The organism is Pantoea rodasii (genome assembly GCF_002095465.1).
Taxonomy (GTDB): domain Bacteria; phylum Pseudomonadota; class Gammaproteobacteria; order Enterobacterales; family Enterobacteriaceae; genus Pantoea; species Pantoea rodasii.
Genome location: NZ_MLFP01000015.1, coordinates 12582 through 30317, shown reverse-complemented (window position 1 = coordinate 30317; position 17736 = coordinate 12582). Strand labels below are relative to the sequence as shown.

General features: G+C 54.8%; 13 protein-coding genes and 3 pseudogenes. 10 read left to right on the top strand and 6 right to left on the bottom strand.

Features of this window, described 5'->3' with window-relative positions; all coding sequences use genetic code 11:
• The first annotated feature begins 65 nt into the window (after positions 1-65).
• From gmk to recG, 6 genes and pseudogenes are all read left to right on the top strand, one after another.
• Positions 66-689, top strand: a complete 624-nt coding sequence (gmk, locus tag HA45_RS17270; RefSeq protein ID WP_100702039.1) for a guanylate kinase — start codon at positions 66-68, stop codon at positions 687-689.
• A gap of 57 nt (positions 690-746) precedes the next feature.
• On the top strand, positions 747-1022 hold the full coding sequence (gene rpoZ / locus HA45_RS17265; protein WP_100702040.1) for a DNA-directed RNA polymerase subunit omega: 276 nt from the start codon (positions 747-749) through the stop codon (positions 1020-1022).
• A gap of 20 nt (positions 1023-1042) precedes the next feature.
• Positions 1043-3151 (top strand): bifunctional GTP diphosphokinase/guanosine-3',5'-bis pyrophosphate 3'-pyrophosphohydrolase, encoded by a 2109-nt coding sequence (gene spoT, locus HA45_RS17260; protein ID WP_100702041.1) that lies wholly within the window; start codon positions 1043-1045, stop codon positions 3149-3151.
• Between the two features lie 3 nt (positions 3152-3154).
• Positions 3155-3570: pseudogene (gene trmH / locus HA45_RS29115) on the top strand (tRNA (guanosine(18)-2'-O)-methyltransferase TrmH); the annotation flags it as partial.
• A gap of 30 nt (positions 3571-3600) precedes the next feature.
• Entirely contained in the window at positions 3601-3849 is a 249-nt protein-coding gene (locus HA45_RS29110; RefSeq protein ID WP_366557351.1) for an RNA methyltransferase, read from the top strand.
• Positions 3846-5923 (top strand): annotated as a pseudogene (gene recG, locus HA45_RS17250) (ATP-dependent DNA helicase RecG). Before HA45_RS29110 ends, recG begins: the two are co-directional and overlap by 4 nt.
• A gap of 62 nt (positions 5924-5985) precedes the next feature.
• Here recG and HA45_RS17245 read toward each other — a convergent pair.
• A complete protein-coding gene (locus HA45_RS17245) occupies positions 5986-6462 on the bottom strand; it encodes a MarR family winged helix-turn-helix transcriptional regulator (protein ID WP_100702044.1) in 477 nt (158 codons plus the stop codon).
• 70 nt (positions 6463-6532) lie between these two features.
• On the opposite strand from HA45_RS17245, the gene HA45_RS17240 reads away from it, so the two are divergent.
• From HA45_RS17240 to HA45_RS17230, 3 genes are all read left to right on the top strand, one after another.
• Complete coding sequence (locus tag HA45_RS17240; RefSeq protein WP_100702045.1) at positions 6533-7468, top strand: quinone oxidoreductase family protein; 936 nt, start codon at positions 6533-6535, stop codon at positions 7466-7468.
• Between the two features lie 92 nt (positions 7469-7560).
• Positions 7561-8937, top strand: coding sequence for a nucleobase:cation symporter-2 family protein (locus HA45_RS17235; protein WP_100702046.1), 1377 nt, complete (start codon positions 7561-7563; stop codon positions 8935-8937).
• Positions 8938-9059: 122 nt separating this feature from the next.
• On the top strand, positions 9060-10739 hold the full coding sequence (locus tag HA45_RS17230) for an AsmA family protein (RefSeq protein WP_100702069.1): 1680 nt from the start codon (positions 9060-9062) through the stop codon (positions 10737-10739).
• Positions 10740-10826: 87 nt separating this feature from the next.
• On the opposite strand, the gene fabY is transcribed toward HA45_RS17230, so the two are convergent.
• The 5 genes from fabY to typA all read right to left on the bottom strand — a co-directional run bounded on the left by fabY (position 10827) and on the right by typA (position 15741).
• Positions 10827-11774, bottom strand: coding sequence for a fatty acid biosynthesis protein FabY (gene fabY / locus HA45_RS17225; RefSeq protein WP_100702047.1), 948 nt, complete (start codon positions 11772-11774; stop codon positions 10827-10829).
• 59 nt (positions 11775-11833) lie between these two features.
• Positions 11834-12271 carry a D-aminoacyl-tRNA deacylase gene (gene dtd / locus HA45_RS17220; protein WP_100702048.1) on the bottom strand — a complete coding sequence of 146 codons (438 nt, stop codon included), beginning with the start codon at positions 12269-12271 and terminating at the stop codon, positions 11834-11836.
• A complete protein-coding gene (locus tag HA45_RS17215; RefSeq protein WP_420849060.1) occupies positions 12268-13137 on the bottom strand; it encodes a virulence factor BrkB family protein in 870 nt (289 codons plus the stop codon). Before HA45_RS17215 ends, dtd begins: the two co-directional genes overlap by 4 nt.
• A gap of 3 nt (positions 13138-13140) precedes the next feature.
• Positions 13141-13737, bottom strand: a complete 597-nt coding sequence (gene yihX / locus HA45_RS17210) for a glucose-1-phosphatase (RefSeq protein ID WP_100702050.1) — start codon at positions 13735-13737, stop codon at positions 13141-13143.
• 183 nt (positions 13738-13920) lie between these two features.
• The gene (gene typA, locus HA45_RS17205; RefSeq protein ID WP_100702051.1) at positions 13921-15741 is read right to left on the bottom strand and encodes a ribosome-dependent GTPase TypA; all 1821 of its coding nucleotides are present in this window, start codon (positions 15739-15741) and stop codon (positions 13921-13923) included.
• 438 nt (positions 15742-16179) lie between these two features.
• Here typA and glnA point away from each other — a divergent pair.
• A pseudogene (gene glnA / locus HA45_RS17200) lies at positions 16180-17516 on the top strand (glutamate--ammonia ligase); the annotation flags it as partial.
• Between the last annotated feature and the right edge of the window lie 220 nt (positions 17517-17736).

The window sequence follows — 17736 nt, the reverse complement described above, 5'->3', positions numbered from 1 at the left end:
GCGCCGCTAAGCCGTGTATACTGTGCAGGAAATCGACTCCGCTCTTTACTCAATTCAAGATAACCATGGCTCAAGGCACGCTTTATATTGTTTCCGCCCCCAGCGGCGCGGGTAAATCCAGTCTGATTCAGGCTTTATTGAAGACACAGCCACTGTACGATACGCAGGTGTCTGTTTCCCATACCACCCGCGGCGTGCGTCCCGGTGAAGTCCATGGTGAACACTACTTTTTTGTCTCTAAACCTGATTTCGAGACCATGATTGCCGCTGACGACTTCCTCGAACATGCGGAAGTGTTTGGCAATTACTACGGTACCTCGCGCGCCGCGATTGAGCGCGTGCTGGCCACCGGCGTCGATGTATTTCTGGATATCGACTGGCAAGGTGCACAGCAAATTCGTCAGAAAATGCCCGCAGCACGCAGCATTTTTGTGTTGCCGCCGTCGACTGAAGAGTTAGATCGTCGCCTGCGTGGCCGTGGTCAGGATAGCGAAGAGGTTATCGCCCGCCGTATGGCTCAGGCCGTGGCGGAAATGAGTCACTACGCTGAATACGATTATCTGATCGTGAATGATGATTTCGACCTGGCTTTGACCGACCTGAAACACATTATTCGCGCAGAACGTCTGCGTATGAGTCGCCAAAAATCGCGACATGATGCTTTAATCAGCAAACTATTGGCAGTCTGAAGTCACTTTCAGTATTATGCCCAGTCATTTCTTCATCATCTGTGGAGTAGCACACCTATGGCACGCGTAACCGTTCAGGACGCAGTAGAGAAAATTGGTAACCGTTTTGACCTGGTGTTGGTCGCTGCACGTCGTGCACGTCAGATGCAGGTAGGCGGCAAAGATCCGCTGGTTCCAGAAGAGAACGATAAAGCCACCGTTATCGCCCTGCGCGAAATCGAAGAAGGCCTGATCACTAACAAGATTCTGGATGTTCGTGATCGTCAGGAGCAGCAAGAGCAGGAAGCCGCTGAGTTACAAGCCGTTACCGCTATCGCTGAAGGTCGTCGTTAACAGCACTTCGCAGGTCAACCTTGTATCTGTTTGAAAGCCTCAATCAACTGATTGAAAAATACTTGCCTGAGGAGCAGATTAAGCGCCTCAAGCAAGCTTATCTAGTCGCGCGTGATGCCCACGAGGGTCAAACACGCTCCAGCGGTGAACCTTACATCACCCATCCTGTTGCCGTTGCCTGCATTCTGGCCGAGATGAAACTCGACCATGAAACGCTGATGGCGGCGCTGCTGCATGACGTGATCGAAGATACACCCGCCACCTACCAGGATATGGAACAGCTGTTTGGCAAAAGCGTGGCCGAACTGGTGGAAGGCGTGTCGAAACTCGACAAGCTGAAGTTCCGCGACAAGAAAGAAGCCCAGGCTGAAAACTTCCGCAAAATGATCATGGCGATGGTGCAGGATATCCGCGTCATTCTGATCAAACTGGCTGACCGCACGCATAATATGCGCACGCTCGGTGCCTTACGACCGGATAAGAAGCGTCGTATCGCACTGGAAACGCTGGAGATTTACAGTCCTCTGGCGCACCGCCTCGGTATTCATCACCTGAAAACAGAGTTGGAAGAACTCGGCTTTGAAGCCCTGTATCCAAATCGTTTCCGCGTGATTAAAGAGGTGGTGAAAGCGGCGCGCGGTAACCGTAAAGAGATGATTCAGAAGATTCTTTCTGAAATCGATGGGCGCTTACAGGAAGCAGGCATTCCCTGCCGTGTCAGTGGCCGTGAGAAGCATCTCTATTCGATCTACCGCAAAATGCACCTGAAAGAGCAGCGATTCCACTCGATCATGGATATTTATGCCTTTCGCGTTATCGTGAAAGACCTGGATACCTGTTATCGCGTGCTCGGTCAGATGCATAGCCTGTACAAACCGCGTCCCGGACGCGTTAAAGATTACATCGCTATTCCCAAGGCCAACGGCTATCAATCCCTGCACACTTCGATGATTGGCCCGCACGGCGTGCCGGTAGAAGTGCAGATCCGTACCGAAGATATGGATCAGATGGCGGAAATGGGGGTCGCGGCACACTGGGCTTATAAAGAAGCCGGTGAAAACGGTACGACCGCACAGATTCGCGCCCAGCGCTGGCTGCAAAGCCTGCTGGAGTTGCAGCAAAGCGCCGGTAGTTCGTTTGAATTTATTGAAAGCGTGAAATCCGATCTCTTCCCGGATGAGATCTACGTGTTTACGCCTGAAGGCCGCATCGTCGAACTGCCTGCTGGCGCCACGCCAGTGGACTTCGCTTACGCTGTGCATACCGATATCGGCCATGCCTGCGTGGGTGCCCGCGTCGATCGTCAGCCTTATCCGCTGTCACAATCATTGACCAGCGGTCAAACCATCGAAATCATCACTGCGCCAGGCGCACGTCCTAATGCGGCGTGGCTTAACTTTGTCGTCAGCTCAAAAGCACGCGCCAAGATTCGCCAACTGCTGAAAAATCTGAAGCGCGAAGACTCCGTCAACCTTGGCCGTCGCCTGTTGAGCCATGCGCTCGGCGGCAGCAAGAAGCTGGCAGAGATCCCGCCGGAAAATATTCAGCACGAGCTGGAGCGCATGAAGCTGGCCGGCATCGAAGATTTGCTGGCGGAAATCGGACTTGGCAATGCCATGAGCGTGGTGGTGGCGAAGAACCTGCTGCAAGCCGGCAACGAAGAGCCGCAAAGTAACAGCAAACGTAAGAAGCTGCCGATTAAAGGCGCTGATGGCGTGCTGATTACCTTTGCCAAGTGCTGCCGCCCGATTCCTGGCGATCCGATTGTCGCGCACGTCAGCCCTGGTAAAGGGCTGGTGGTGCATCACGAATCCTGTCGAAACATCCGCGGCTATCAGAAAGAGCCAGAGAAGTTCATGCCGGTTGAGTGGGATAAGGTTATCGACCAGGAGTTCGTCGCGGAAATTAAGGTGGATATGTTCAACCATCAGGGCGCGCTGGCGAACCTGACGGCGGCGATCAACACGGCGGGCTCCAATATTCAAAGTCTTAACACGGAAGAGCGCGATGGTCGTGTTTACAGCGCCTTTATCCGCCTCACCGCGAACGATCGCGTCCATCTGGCCAACATTATGCGTAAAATCCGCGTAATGCCGGATGTGATTAAAGTTCACCGTAACCGTAATTAGTGCATGAACGCTCAACGTTTTGCTCGTATCCAGGAAATGCTGGCCATGCGCCAGCACGATCTCACCGTCTGCATGGAGCAGGTCCATAAACCGCATAATGTCTCGGCGGTGATTCGTACCGCTGACGCAGTCGGTATTCACGAAGTTCACGCCGTCTGGCCTAGCGTGCGCATGCGCACCATGGTGTCCGCTTCGGCGGGCAGCAACAGCTGGGTGAAAGTGCAGACGCATCGTCATATCGCCGAAGCCGTACGCCATCTGAAAGATCAAGGGATGCAGGTGCTGGCCACCAACCTGTCGGCGAACGCGGTGGATTTTCGCGAGATCGATTACACCAAACCGACCTGCATTCTGATGGGTCAGGAAAAACCGGGATTACCGCAGAAGCGCTGGCGCTCGCCGATCGGGACATCATTGTGCCGATGGTCGGCATGGTGCAGTCGCTCAACGTGTCCGTCGCCTCCGCACTGATTCTGTATGAAGCGCAGCGCCAACGGCAAAATGCCGGCATGTACAAACGTCAGCACAGCTTGCTGGATGCTGATGAACAGCAGCGTTTACTGTTTGAAGGTGGTTATCCGGTGCTTGCGCGCGTGGCGAAGCAAAAAGGTCTGCCTTATCCGCATATCAACGCCCAGGGCGAGGTGGAAGCCGATGCCAATTGGTGGGCCACCATGCAATCCACAGGTAAAAAATGAAAGGCCGTCTGCTGGATGCCATACCGCTCAGTACCCTGACCGGCGTCGGCGCCAGTCAGGCGGGCAAACTGGCTAAACTTAGCCTGTTCACCATTCAGGATTTGCTGCTGCATCTGCCGCTGCGCTACGAAGATCGCACCCAACTTTACAAGATTAATGACCTGCTGCCGGGCGTCTGGTCCACGGTGGAAGGTGAAGTGCTGCACAGTGAGATCACGTTTGGCCGCCGCCGCATGCTGGTGTGCCAGATCAGCGATGGCAGCGGTGTGCTGACCATGCGCTTCTTCAATTTCAATGCCGGGATGAAAAACAGTCTGGCGCCTGGTCGTCGCGTTACCGCCTATGGCGAAATCAAACGCGGCCAGCGCGGCGCTGAAATCATCCATCCCGAGTATCGCGTGCAGGGCGAACAGGGCGGCGTCGAGCTGCAGGAAACCCTGACACCGGTCTATCCCACTACCGAAGGTATTCGTCAGGCAACGCTGCGCAATCTTACCGATCAAGCGCTGACATTGCTGGAGAGCTGCCCGATTGCCGAGCTGCTGCCGTCAGAACTGAGCGGCGGTTGATGAGTTTGCCGGATGCATTGCGCACGCTGCATCGCCCGCCGCCCGATTTACGTCTCAGCGAGCTGGAAACCGGTCGCCATCCCGCTCAAAAGCGTTTAATTCTCGAAGAGCTGCTGGCACACAATCTCAGTATGTTGGCCGTTCGCGCTGGTGCACAGCGTCATCATGCGTTGCCGATGTCTGCAAAGCATAATCTGGTGGATCAATTGCTGGCCGCGCTCCCCTTCTCGCCTACCGGCGCGCAAAAGCGTGTGGTTGAGGAGATTGAGCGCGACTTAGCCAATGACTTCCCGATGATGCGTCTGGTGCAGGGTGATGTTGGATCGGGCAAAACGTTGGTCGCGGCGCTCGCGGCGTTGAACGTCATTGCGCATGGCAAACAGGTGGCGCTGATGGCACCGACCGAACTGCTGGCCGAGCAGCATGCCAACAATTTCCGCCAGTGGTTTGCGCCACTGGGCATTGAAGTGGGTTGGCTGGCTGGCAAGCAGAAAGGCAAAGCGCGTGAAGCCCAGCAGGAAGCGATTGCCAGCGGACAGGTGGCGATGGTGGTCGGCACTCATGCCCTGTTCCAGGAGCAGGTTAAATTCAACGGCATGGCGCTGGTGATCATCGATGAACAGCATCGTTTTGGCGTGCATCAACGACTCGCGCTGTGGGAAAAAGGCGAAGAGCAGGGTTTCCATCCGCATCAGCTGATCATGACCGCCACACCGATTCCGCGCACGCTGGCGATGACCGCCTATGCCGATCTCGATACCTCCACCATCGATGAATTACCGCCCGGCCGCACACCGGTCACCACGGTGGCCATTCCTGATACCCGCCGTGGCGATATCATTGAGCGGGTGAAAAATGCCTGCCACGAAGGCCGCCAGGCTTACTGGGTCTGCACGCTGATTGAAGAGTCCGACGTATTGGAAGCGCAGGCGGCGGAAGCCACCTGGGAAGAGCTAAAAGTGGCGCTACCCGGCTTGCAGGTTGGACTGGTACACGGCCGCATGAAGCCAGCAGAAAAACAGGCGGTGATGGCGGCATTCAAAGCCAATGAAATCCAGCTGCTGATCGCCACCACCGTGATTGAAGTCGGAGTTGATGTGCCCAACGCCAGCCTGATGATCATCGAAAACCCGGAACGATTGGGTTTAGCACAGCTGCATCAGCTACGTGGCCGCGTCGGGCGTGGCGCAGTGGCCTCACATTGCGTGTTGCTGTACAAAGCGCCGCTCAGCAAAACCGCGCAGAAGCGCTTGCAGGTGCTGCGTGACAGCAATGATGGTTTTGTCATCGCTCAGCACGATCTGGAAATTCGTGGTCCGGGTGAAATGCTCGGTACGCGCCAGACCGGTAATGCCGAGTTTAAGGTCGCAGACTTATTACGCGATCAGGGCATGATTCCGGAAGTGCAACGCGTGGCGCGCCATATCCACCAGCACTATCCGGAACAAGCGCAGGCGTTAATTGAACGCTGGCTGCCGGAGACTGAGCGTTACAGCAACGCTTAAAGGTGGGCTCCGCTAACCGTGTTCAGGCGTGAGAAATAACGCGCGCCCTCCCGCGTTTAGCCTTACTCGTTACGATCTATCGCCATAAAGTCCCCAACAAACTTCTGCAACAGGCGCGCCAACTCGGTGCGCTCGCTATCCTGCCAGTTCTCAAACAGATGCTGATAAATCTGCGCCCGTGCGGCATCGATTTTATCGGTCATCGCCTTGCCAGTGGCGGTAATGACCGCTTCATTTACGCGTTTGTCTTTGGCATTTTTCTGCCGTTGCGCCAGCCCCAGATCTTCCAGCTTCGCCACCTGACGACTCACCGTGGTGTAATCGCGCCCGGCACGCTCTGCCAGTTCTACCACGCCAATCGGTCCAAAGCGGCCAATCTGGATCAGCAGCGGAAACAACGCGCGATCGAGCTGAATGTTGGATTCTTTTATTAATAATTCATCACGTTGCGGGCGATTGAAGGTACCCACAATCATCAGCAGCGCGTTGTGCAAGTCATCAAACTTCGCACTATTATGTGTATTTTGCACACTTTTCATTGACGTTATCCCGAGGCAGAACTAATGTGTGCATATTACACATAGTTTCCGATTATCTGAAGGAGAAAGCATGAAAGCAGCTATCGTTTCCGCAGCAGGCGAACAGCCAGTGTACGGTGATTTCCCCGAACCGCACGCTGATGAACAGCATGTGATCGTCAGCGTTAAAGCGGCTGCCGTCAGTCAACTGGCGAAGGCTCGCGCTTCCGGCAAGCACTACAGCGCCACCACTCAGTATCCTTTTATCACCGGGATTGATGGCACCGGCACGCTCAGCAACGGCGATCCGGTCTATTTCGTCGCCTTTGATGCGCCCTGGGGCAGCATGGCGGAGAGAACCGTGGTGCCCGCGGTTGCTGTCGTGCCTCTGCCCGCTTCGCTCGATCCGGTGCTGGCCGCCGCCATTGCCAATCCGGGTATGTCGTCCTGGGCAGCGTTGACGCGCCGGGCGCAGTTGCAGCCCGGTGAAACCGTGTTGATCAATGGTGCCACCGGCACTTCCGGTGGATTAGCGGTGCGTATTGCACAGCACCTCGGCGCGGGCAAAATCATCGCCACCGGTCGCAATCGTGATGTGCTAGACCAGCTGCGCGCGCAAGGTGCAGATATCACCCTGACGCTGGATGAATTGCCGGGTGCACTGCCCGCACTGATGAGAGAAGGCATTGATATCGTGCTGGATTACCTGTGGGGCCAGAGTGCACTCGATATCATGCAGGCAGCCGTCGCGGGCGAGGAGAAAGTGGTGCGCTTCGTACAAATCGGCTCGCTGAGTGGCCAGGAAATTACGCTGCACAGCAAGCTGCTGCGCTCATCCGGCCTGACATTAATGGGCAGCGGATTAGGCAGCGTGTCCAATGCGGATTTAATCGCCTGCATCAGCGAAATGCTGAACGCTGCAGCGGAGAGTGATTTTTCCATCGCTTTCCAGATGCGCCCGTTGAGTGAAGTAGCGCAGGCCTGGCAGGAAGATGATAGCCGCAGCCGTACCGTGTTTACGCTTTAAATCAATGCATGTGAAAAGGGGCATTGCAAACGATTGCTTTCACAACGCAACCGTTTAAAATCGCCCCTTTGTTGTCATTGAGAACGCGCACCATGTCCGTCAATACCGCTGAATCTCATCAGTCAGCCCGTCCAAAGAGTGAACTGATTTACCGCCTCGAAGACCGTCCACCGTTGCCACAAACGCTGTTTGCTGCCTGTCAGCACCTGCTGGCCATGTTTGTTGCCGTGATTACCCCTGCGCTGCTGATCTGCCAGGCGCTGGGCTTACCGGCGCAGGACACCCAGCACATCATCAGCATGTCGCTGTTTGCTTCGGGCGTTGCCTCGATCCTGCAAATCAAAACCTGGGGACCGGTCGGCTCGGGCCTGTTGTCGATTCAGGGCACCAGCTTTAACTTTGTGACACCGCTGATTATGGGCGGTATGGCGCTGAAAAATGGCGGTGCCGATGTGCCGACCATGATGGCCGCGCTGTTTGGCACGCTGATGGTGGCGTCCTGTACCGAAATGGTGCTGTCACGCGTCCTGCATCTGGCGCGTCGCATTATTACCCCGCTGGTATCCGGCATTGTGGTGATGATTATTGGCCTGTCACTGATTCAGGTTGGCCTGACCTCGATTGGCGGCGGCTTCGCGGCGATGAGCGATCATACCTTCGGCGCGCCAAAGAACCTGCTGCTGGCCGGCGCGGTATTGGTGGTGATTATTCTGCTTAATCGCCAGCGTAATGCCTATCTGCGCGTTGCCTCACTGGTGATTGCCATGGCAGTAGGTTATGCACTGGCCTGGGCGCTGGATATGTTACCTGCCACCAGCGCTCCGCTTGATCAACCGCTGGTCGCAGTGCCGACACCGCTGTATTACGGCCTCGGTTTTGACTGGAACCTGCTGATCCCGCTGATGCTGGTGTTTATGGTGACCTCACTGGAAACCATTGGCGATATCACCGCCACCTCGGATGTATCAGAGCAACCGGTCAGTGGCCCGCTGTACATGAAGCGCCTTAAAGGCGGCGTACTGGCGAATGGACTGAACTCATTTGTATCCGCATTGTTCAATACGTTTCCGAACTCCTGCTTTGGGCAGAACAATGGCGTGATTCAACTGACCGGCGTCGCCAGCCGTTACGTCGGTTTTGTGGTGGCCCTGCTGTTGATCGTGCTTGGCCTGTTCCCGGCGGTAAGCGGTTTTGTACAGCATATTCCTGAGCCGGTGCTGGGTGGTGCGACAATTGTGATGTTTGGCACCATCGCAGCTTCCGGTGTACGTATCGTTTCGCGTGAGCCGCTGAACCGTCGCGCCATCATGATTATCGCGCTGTCGCTGGCGGTGGGCTTGGGTGTTTCGCAGCAACCGCTGATTCTGCAATTTGCCCCTGACTGGCTGAAAACCCTGCTGTCGTCAGGCATTGCAGCCGGTGGTATCACTGCAATCGTGCTTAACCTCGTCTTTCCACAGGAAAAGTAACCCATACGGCAGGCTACGGCCTGCCTGTTATTTATCCGCTTTTACATCCAGGCTGTTGAGCTGTAACGGTAATTCAGGCATAACAACCTCTTACCGGATAAATATCGGGATGGATGGATGTGATGAAATTTTTAGGCAAGTTTTTCCTTACCTTACTGCTGCTGATTCTGCTGGGGCTGGTTGTCCTGTATGTCTTGCTGCAGACACAGTGGGGCGCGGGTTGGTTTAGCCGTTGGGTGAGCGATAAGACTGCCTGGCATCTTTCCCTCAGCAAGATTGAGCACAACTTCACCTCCCCCTCACATATCATCCTGGATGATTTCAGCTTCGGCCATGATGGTCAGCCCGCGGTGTTGGTGGCCAAACGCGTCGACCTTGGACTGGCACTGGTGCAATTCAGTGACTGGCTGCATTTCGATAGCATTGAGGTGCGCGATGGCGAGATTAATCTCGCGAATCAGACGCCCGATACCACGCTGCCGATTCAGGCCAATCGCCTGCAACTGAATAACGTGCGCATTGATAGCCCGCACAGCACGTTACCGATGGCAGCTCAGCGCGTTAACGGTGGCATTATCCCGTGGAAACCGACGCCGACAGATATGCTGGGCAGCGATGCACAGTTTCAGATGAGCGCCGGTGCGTTAACGCTGAATGGCGTGCCGGGCAATAATGTGCTGCTGCAGGGTAGCGTTAAACAGCGTCGGCTGGTGCTGACGAACATCGGGGCCGATTTGGCGCGCGGTTCCATGACCGGCAACGCCGAGCGCGATGCGCAAGGCAACTGGATGATTGATCAATTACGTCTTAACGACATTCGCCTGCAGACTCATCAAAACCTAAGTGATTTCCTCAACCCACTGCGGAATGTGCCGTCGGTGAGCATTAATCGTCTGGATATGACCGATGCGCGCCTGCAAGGGCCGGATTGGGCCGTAACCGACCTCGATTTAACCCTGAAGAACATTACGCTGCGTGGTGATGACTGGCAGAGCGATGATGGCTCACTGTCGATGAATGCCGGCAACTTCATCAATGGCGGCTTTGAGCTTAACGATCCGATCGTGAATGCCAACTTCTCGGCGCAGGGAGTTGAGCTAGCCCAGTTCAGTTCACGCTGGGCCAATGGCGTGATCCGTGCCAGCGGTAACTGGACGCGCAGTGATAAACGCCTGACGCTTGATGACTTGGCGATTGCCGGTCTGGAATATACTCTGCCGCAAAACTGGCGCGACCGCTGGCAGCAGGCGCTGCCGGAGTGGCTGGACAGTGTGATGCTCAAACACGGGACGGCAAATCGCAATCTGGTGATCGACATCAATCCTGCCTTCCCATTCCAGATGACCGCGCTGGATGGCAGTGCCGATAACCTGCTGCTGGCGCGTCAGCATCAGTGGGGAGTTTGGGCGGGTAAAGCGAGTTTTAACGCGGCGGAAGCGACGTTTAATCGCACCGATTTACGTCATCCATCGATCGCCTTTAACGCTAACGATCAGCAAGTTCAGATAACAGAGCTGAGCGCCTTTAACGGCAACGGTTTGCTGGAAGGCACCGCGAGTGTAGGACAGGATGCGCAGCGCCCATTGACGCTCAGTCTTAAAGGGCAGGCTGTGCCGGCCAATGTGTTACAAAACTGGGGTTGGCCCGCCTTGCCACTCAGCGGTAACAGCAATCTGCTGCTGCAATTGAAAGGCTCATTACGTGCTGATGCGCCGCTGCGCCCGAGTGCCGAAGGGAATTTATCAGTAACCACCGATGCGCAATCAGTGCAGCAGACAATGCATGCGGGGCAGGTTCAGTAGGTTTTCAGCAACCGGTAGCGGTGCGTAGCAATACAACGCGCCGCTACCGCTTGAGGTTCAACAGGTATACAACGTTGTCTACCAGAACTAATTAATACGTGCGCCGGAACCGCCCTCTTCCAGCGGACCTTCTGAATCCGCGGGCAGTACGATGTATACGCCCTCAAACACCGCGCCCAACTCATCATCACCAAACAGTTCGACTTCCATCTGCACTCGCGCCTTACGCCCTCGCGCCAGACGATCAAGATCGCCGCTCAGTGAGCCGAGATCGGCAATCGCGCCAGGACGCCCGCTGATTGGCTTGCTGTAACGAATATGCGCATCGGCAAGGATGATGGTGCCACCCAGATGCCGCTCGCGCAGTAACAGCCAAATCAGCCCCCAGCCGGTGAGCGTGGCCAGTGAGAACAGGCTGCCAGCAAAGAGGGTGTGATGCGGGTTCTGGTTGCCGGTTTCAGGCATGGTGGTGACGAACTTTTGCCCAGTATATTGCAGAATACGCACGCCCATTTTCTCGCTCAGCGGAATATGTTCGTACCAGGCTTGCTGCAGCTGACCACACCAGTCAGCACGATGCAGGATGTCATCCAGCGTCACTACCGGTTTGATCATCAGGAAATGGCGTACCGGCGTGGTTTGTGGCGCGGTGATTTCACCCTGGTTGACGTAACCCAGCTTGGCGAAGAACTCCACGGCATCTTCACGGGCGCTACAGGTGACGCGTTTCGCCCCTTCCTGACGCGCGACGGATTCCAGCGTCATCGCCACCAGCGTGCCGAGGCCTTTACCCTGCACCGAAGGGTGCACGGCGAGGAAGCGGATGGCGGCTTCGTTTTCCGCATTGATATACAGGCGACCTATCGCAACAGGATCGCCCTGCTCATCGACCACCATCTGATGATGCGCCAAAGCGTCCCAGGCGTCTCGCTCGGAGCCCTGCGGCTGGCGCAGCGGTTTACGTAACATTTCCCAGCGAAACTGGTAATAGGTATCCAGTTCTTCCGCTGTTTGCGGCACACGAAGATGATACATAAAGTGATTCTCTCGTTCGGAGCTTGCGTGGCTGATCCCTTGCCGCTCGGCTAAAGACCTCACACCTGCAACCAAAAGGTTACCGGGCCATCGTTAACCAGCGAGACTTGCATATCGGCGGCAAAACGCCCGTTTGCCGTGGTTACGCCCTGCGCCTGGCAGCATTCGCTGAAATAGTGGTAGAGGCGTTCGGCCTCCGCCGGTTGCGCGCCACCGGAGAAGGAAGGTCGCATGCCTTTATTGGTATCAGCGGCGAGCGTGAACTGTGACACCACCAGCACGCTGCCGCCCGCCTGCTGTACGTTCAGGTTCATTTTGTCGTTCTCATCACCGAAGATGCGGTAACCCAGCACGCGCTCGGATAAGCGCTGTGCTTTTTGCTCGTCATCGCCCTTCTCCACCCCTAATAACACCAGCAAACCGGCACCAATTTCGCCCACTGTCGCGTCATCGACCACGACACTGGCGCGACTGACGCGCTGAATCAAAGCAATCATGTTTCCTCTCGTTCTTTTTCGCGTTCCTGCTGTTTTAGCTGGCGATAGTCATCAAGGGTGACGGTGATTTCCGCGCCTAACAACACAATACACCAGGTCCAGTAAACCCATAAAAACAGGATCGGGATGACTGCCAGTACGCCGTAAATTAATTGATACGAAGGGAACATCGTAACATAGAGCGCAAACCCCTTTTTGCCCAACTCGAACAGTAATCCCGCAACGATCGCCCCAATCAGCGCATCCCGCGTCGGCACTCGGCGTGTCGGGACGATGCTGTAGAGCAACCAGAAGGCGAGGATGGCGAGCACCAAAGGGAAGATACGTAACACCTGATCGACAAGGCTGGTTACGCCGGTGACATTCACCCAGCGCAGCGATAACAAGTAAGAGCTGATGGCCAGACTGGCACCGGCAAGTATCGGGCCCAGCGTCAGGATCATCCAGTAGACGGCAAAGGAGTACACCATCGGCCGTGGTTTATCACTGCGCCAGATCGCGTTGAGCGCACTGTCCACCGAGTGCATCAGCAGCAGCGCGGTAACGATCAATCCGACGATACCCACCGCCGTCATCTTATTCACGTTGGCCACAAACTGGTCGAGATAACGCTGAATGATGTCACCGGCTGCCGGCATAAAGTTGCTGAAGATGAAGTGCTTAAGCTGGACGCTGATGTCAGAAAACATCGGAAAAGCGGCGAAAAGGGCAAATACCACGGCAATCAGCGGAACCAAAGCCAGCAATGAGACGTAGGCCAGATTCCCGGCCTGCGTCGTCATGTTGTCTTCATCAACGCGGCGCCACAGCAGTTTGACCCACAGGAAAAACGCGTGCGCCGAATGGCGCAAATGGTTACGTGTCACCACTCAGCGACGGCTCGCAAACCAGTCCGGCACGGTTTTCGCGTCTTCCACCAGCACGCTCTCAATCCCTAAAGCGCGGGCCGCGTCGATGTTGGCGCGATTATCATCAAAAAACACGGCCTGATCGGCGGTATAGCCTTCGTGCTCAAGCACATATTGATAGATGCGGGCTTCCGGTTTGCGCATGCCAATGTCTTGCGACATGTAGACGTGGTCAGCCGCTTGCTGTACGTCAGGATATTGTGTCGGCCAAAATTCAAAATGCAGCTGGTTGGTGTTAGAGAGGATAACCACCCGTTCACCTTTCGCGCGTAGAGCGTTCATGATGGCCAGCGTTTCCGGACGAACATCCACGAACACCGCTTGCCAGCCCGCCGTGAATTGCGGATAGCTCAGTGCGATATCCAGTTGATCACAAATGCGCGCCGCAAATTCAGGATCGCTGATTTCACCGCGTTCATGTTTCTCGAACGCCTCATCCATCTGGAAGCGACTTTGTAAGGTCGCCAGCGGCACACGTCCCAGGTCACTCCAGACGCCGAGCACTCGATTAAAATCGATATCAACAATCACATTGCCTAAATCAAAGATGTACAGCATGACGCCTCTCCTTCTATTCCCTGGATCATTCACTCTAGCGGCAAAAAGCGGTGCTGAACAGGTACGAGGGGGTGTAAATCAGGATTTTGGAAGCGAGGGCAATATTCAGAAAGCGAGTGTTTCAGCGGGTTTCAGGCGTAAAAAAGCCCCGCAGTGCGGGGCTTAAATATCAGACTGTTTCGCTTAGTCTTTGCTGCCGCGAGAAGAACGCTTACGGTCGTTCTCGGTCAGGTGACGTTTACGAATACGGACTGACTGCGGAGTCACTTCTACCAGTTCGTCATCATCGATGAACTCGATAGCCTGCTCCAGCGTCATTTTCTGCGGTGGAACCAGAGTGGTCGCTTCGTCAGTACCTGATGCACGCATGTTGGTCAGTTTCTTACCGGTCAGGCAGTTAACTGTCAGGTCGTTAGAACGGCTGTGAATACCGATGATCTGGCCTTCATACACTTCCGCACCGTGACCCAGGAACAACTTGCCGCGATCCTGCAGGCTGAACAGGGCGAACGCTACCGCTTTACCCTGGCCGTTAGAGATCAGCACGCCGTTCTGACGCTGGCCCACTTCGCCCGGACGAACGTCGTCGTAATGGCTAAAGGTGGAGTACAGCAGACCCGTACCAGAAGTCATGGTCATGAATTCGTTACGGAAACCGATCAGACCACGGCTTGGGATCATGTAGTCGAGACGTACACGGCCTTTGCCATCTGGATCCATGTTTTTCAGGTCGCCTTTACGCTCGCCCATCGCTTGCATCACAGAACCCTGATGGGTTTCTTCGATGTCGAGGGTCACGTTTTCGAATGGCTCTTGCTTACGGCCTTCGAATTCACGGAAGATAACTTTCGGACGGGATACCGCCAGTTCGAAACCTTCACGACGCATGTTTTCGATCAACACTGACAAGTGCAGCTCGCCACGGCCAGACACGCGGAATGCATCCGAGTCTTCTGTTTCTTCAACGCGCAGAGCCACGTTGTGAACCAGTTCTTTGTTCAGACGCTCCAGGATCTGGCGCGAGGTCACGAACTTACCTTCTTTACCGCAGAAAGGTGAAGTGTTGACGTTGAAGAACATGGTTACGGTTGGTTCATCGACGCTCAGGGCTGGCAGCGCTTCCACTTTCTGCGTGTCGCAGATGGTGTCAGAGATGTTCAGCTCGCCCAGACCGGTGATAGCAATGATATCGCCTGCTTCCGCCAGGGTGCTTTCGATACGCTCCAGACCGAGGTGGCCCAGTACTTTACCGACTTTACCGTTACGGGTTTTGCCTTCGCTATCAATGATAGTGACCTGCTGGTTCGGCTTAACCGTACCGCGCTTGATGCGGCCGATACCGATAACACCCAGGTAGTTGTTGTAGTCCAGCTGCGAGATCTGCATCTGCAGTGGTGCTTCAACTTCAACCTGTGGTGGAGACACATGATCAACAATCGCCTGGTACAGCGGGGTCATGTCGTCAGCCATGTCGGTATGTTCCAGACCGGCGATACCATTCAACGCTGAAGCGAAGATGATAGGGAAGTCCAGCTGCTCGTCAGTCGCGTCCAGGTTAACGAACAGGTCGAATACCTGATCAACAACCCAATCAGGGCGCGCGCCCGGACGGTCAACTTTGTTGATAACTACAATCGGCTTCAAACCATGAGCAAACGCTTTCTTGGTTACGAAGCGGGTTTGCGGCATAGGGCCATCCATCGCATCTACAACCAGCAGCACCGAGTCCACCATGGACATAACACGTTCCACTTCACCACCGAAGTCGGCGTGTCCTGGGGTATCAACGATGTTGATACGGTAGTCGTTCCATTTGATGGCGGTGTTTTTTGCGAGGATGGTAATCCCACGCTCTTTCTCCAAATCGTTGGAGTCCATTACGCGCTCAGTCGCTTCGGTACGAGCATCAAAAGTACCGGACTGTTGCAGCAGCTTGTCAACCAGGGTGGTCTTACCATGGTCAACGTGCGCGATGATGGCGATGTTACGCAAATTTTCGATCACAGCTTTGCCTCAGGCATTATAGAAATAACGCGGTATTGTACACGGATTAAGCGAAAGACTGAACATGATCACAGTATTCCCTTAAAGTTTCTCGTAGTGCTGTTTTTTAACACCAATAACGGTGCATTAATCTGCACTGAGATGGTGTTTTGCACCTTTTTAGGGCGCAATTTCATCGATGAAGCACCAAACTGGTGCGCGTCATCCATACTGGTGCAGTGGCCGACTCACTTAAGAGCGCGCCACAGCGCCATTTTCACCATTGTAATAAAGTTGGCACAGAATTCGCTTTAACTATTTTAAGCGAAAACGACAGTTATGAAACGGTTGAAAGAGCTTGCCGAGATCTTGGTTAGGGGTGGTCAGTAGGCGTGACACATTCCAGGCAACGAAGTTCTCTCACCATGACGATTATGACCATTCCAGGAGAGTTTAAGTATGTCCGCTGAACACGTCCTCTCGATGATGAACGAGCACGAAGTTAAGTTTGTTGACCTGCGTTTTACCGATACCAAAGGTAAAGAACAGCACGTTACTATTCCTGCTCACCAGGTTAACGCTGACTTCTTCGAAGAAGGCAAAATGTTCGATGGCTCTTCCATCGGTGGCTGGAAAGGCATTAACGAATCAGACATGGTGCTGATGCCGGATGCTACCACTGCGGTTATGGATCCGTTCTTCGAAGATTCTACGCTGATCATCCGCTGTGACATCCTCGAGCCAGGTACACTGCAAGGTTACGATCGTGACCCACGCTCCATTGCTAAGCGTGCAGAAGAGTTCCTGCGTTCTTCCGGCATCGCGGATACCGTGCTGTTTGGACCAGAGCCAGAGTTCTTCCTGTTCGATGACATCCGTTTCGGTTCTTCTACCTCAGGTTCACACGTTGCTATCGACGATATCGAAGCAGCATGGAACACCGGTAAAGCGTACGAAGGCGGTAACAAAGGTCACCGTCCAGGTCTGAAAGGCGGTTACTTCCCAGTGCCACCGGTTGATTCAGGACAGGACATCCGTTCTGCCATGTGTCTGACCATGGAGCAGATGGGTCTGGTGGTTGAAGCCCATCACCACGAAGTCGCAACTGCTGGTCAGAACGAAGTGGCAACCCGCTTCAATACCATGACCAAAAAAGCTGACGAAATTCAGATCTACAAATACGTGGTGCACAACGTTGCTCACGCGTACAACAAAACCGCGACCTTCATGCCTAAGCCAATGTTCGGCGATAACGGTTCTGGTATGCACTGCCACATGTCCCTGTCAAAAGGCGGCGTGAACCTGTTCTCTGGCGACAAATACGGCGGCCTGTCTGAAGCTGCGCTGTTCTACATTGGTGGTGTTATCAAGCACGCTAAAGCGATCAACGCCCTGGCGAACCCAACCACCAACTCTTACAAGCGTCTGGTCCCAGGCTACGAAGCACCGGTCATGCTGGCTTACTCAGCACGTAACCGTTCAGCGTCTATTCGTATCCCAGTGGTTGCGAGCCCGAAAGCACGTCGTATCGAAGCGCGCTTCCCGGATCCAGCGGCTAACCCATACCTGGCATTCACCGCGCTGCTGATGGCCGGTCTTGATGGCATCATCAACAAGATCCACCCTGGCGATGCGATGGACAAAACCTGTATGACCTGCCACCGGAAGAAGAAGCTGAGATTCCAAAAGTTGCAGGCTCTCTGGAAGAAGCCCTGAACGCACTGAACGAAGACCGCGAGTTCCTGACCCGTGGCGGCGTGTTCACTGATGACGCTATCGACGCGTACATCGAGCTGCTTAAGCCAGATGTTGACCGCGTGCGCATGACTCCGCACCCAGTTGAGTTTGAACTGTACTACAGCGTTTAATTTAAAAAATTTCAGCGCATTTCACGCTGCTGATTGGCGGCGTGAATAACCTGAACGTTTTTTTGTTGCCGTGGAAACTTTAGCCCATCTCCGGATGGGCTTTTTTCACCGCGAATTCATCGTTCGAATGATAGTTTTCAGTCCCAAA

Excerpts from the sequence above, each read along its gene's own strand:
- HA45_RS17230 (WP_100702069.1), top strand. The coding sequence starts at position 9,060 with ATGAAATTTTTAGGCAAGTTTTTCCTTACCTTACTGCTGCTGATTCTG.
- gmk (WP_100702039.1), top strand. The coding sequence starts at position 66 with ATGGCTCAAGGCACGCTTTATATTGTTTCCGCCCCCAGCGGCGCGGGT.
- dtd (WP_100702048.1), bottom strand. The coding sequence starts at position 12,271 with ATGATTGCTTTGATTCAGCGCGTCAGTCGCGCCAGTGTCGTGGTCGAT.
- HA45_RS17245 (WP_100702044.1), bottom strand. The coding sequence starts at position 6,462 with ATGAAAAGTGTGCAAAATACACATAATAGTGCGAAGTTTGATGACTTG.
- HA45_RS17240 (WP_100702045.1), top strand. The coding sequence starts at position 6,533 with ATGAAAGCAGCTATCGTTTCCGCAGCAGGCGAACAGCCAGTGTACGGT.
- fabY (WP_100702047.1), bottom strand. The coding sequence starts at position 11,774 with ATGTATCATCTTCGTGTGCCGCAAACAGCGGAAGAACTGGATACCTAT.
- HA45_RS17235 (WP_100702046.1), top strand. The coding sequence starts at position 7,561 with ATGTCCGTCAATACCGCTGAATCTCATCAGTCAGCCCGTCCAAAGAGT.
- rpoZ (WP_100702040.1), top strand. The coding sequence starts at position 747 with ATGGCACGCGTAACCGTTCAGGACGCAGTAGAGAAAATTGGTAACCGT.
- yihX (WP_100702050.1), bottom strand. The coding sequence starts at position 13,737 with ATGCTGTACATCTTTGATTTAGGCAATGTGATTGTTGATATCGATTTT.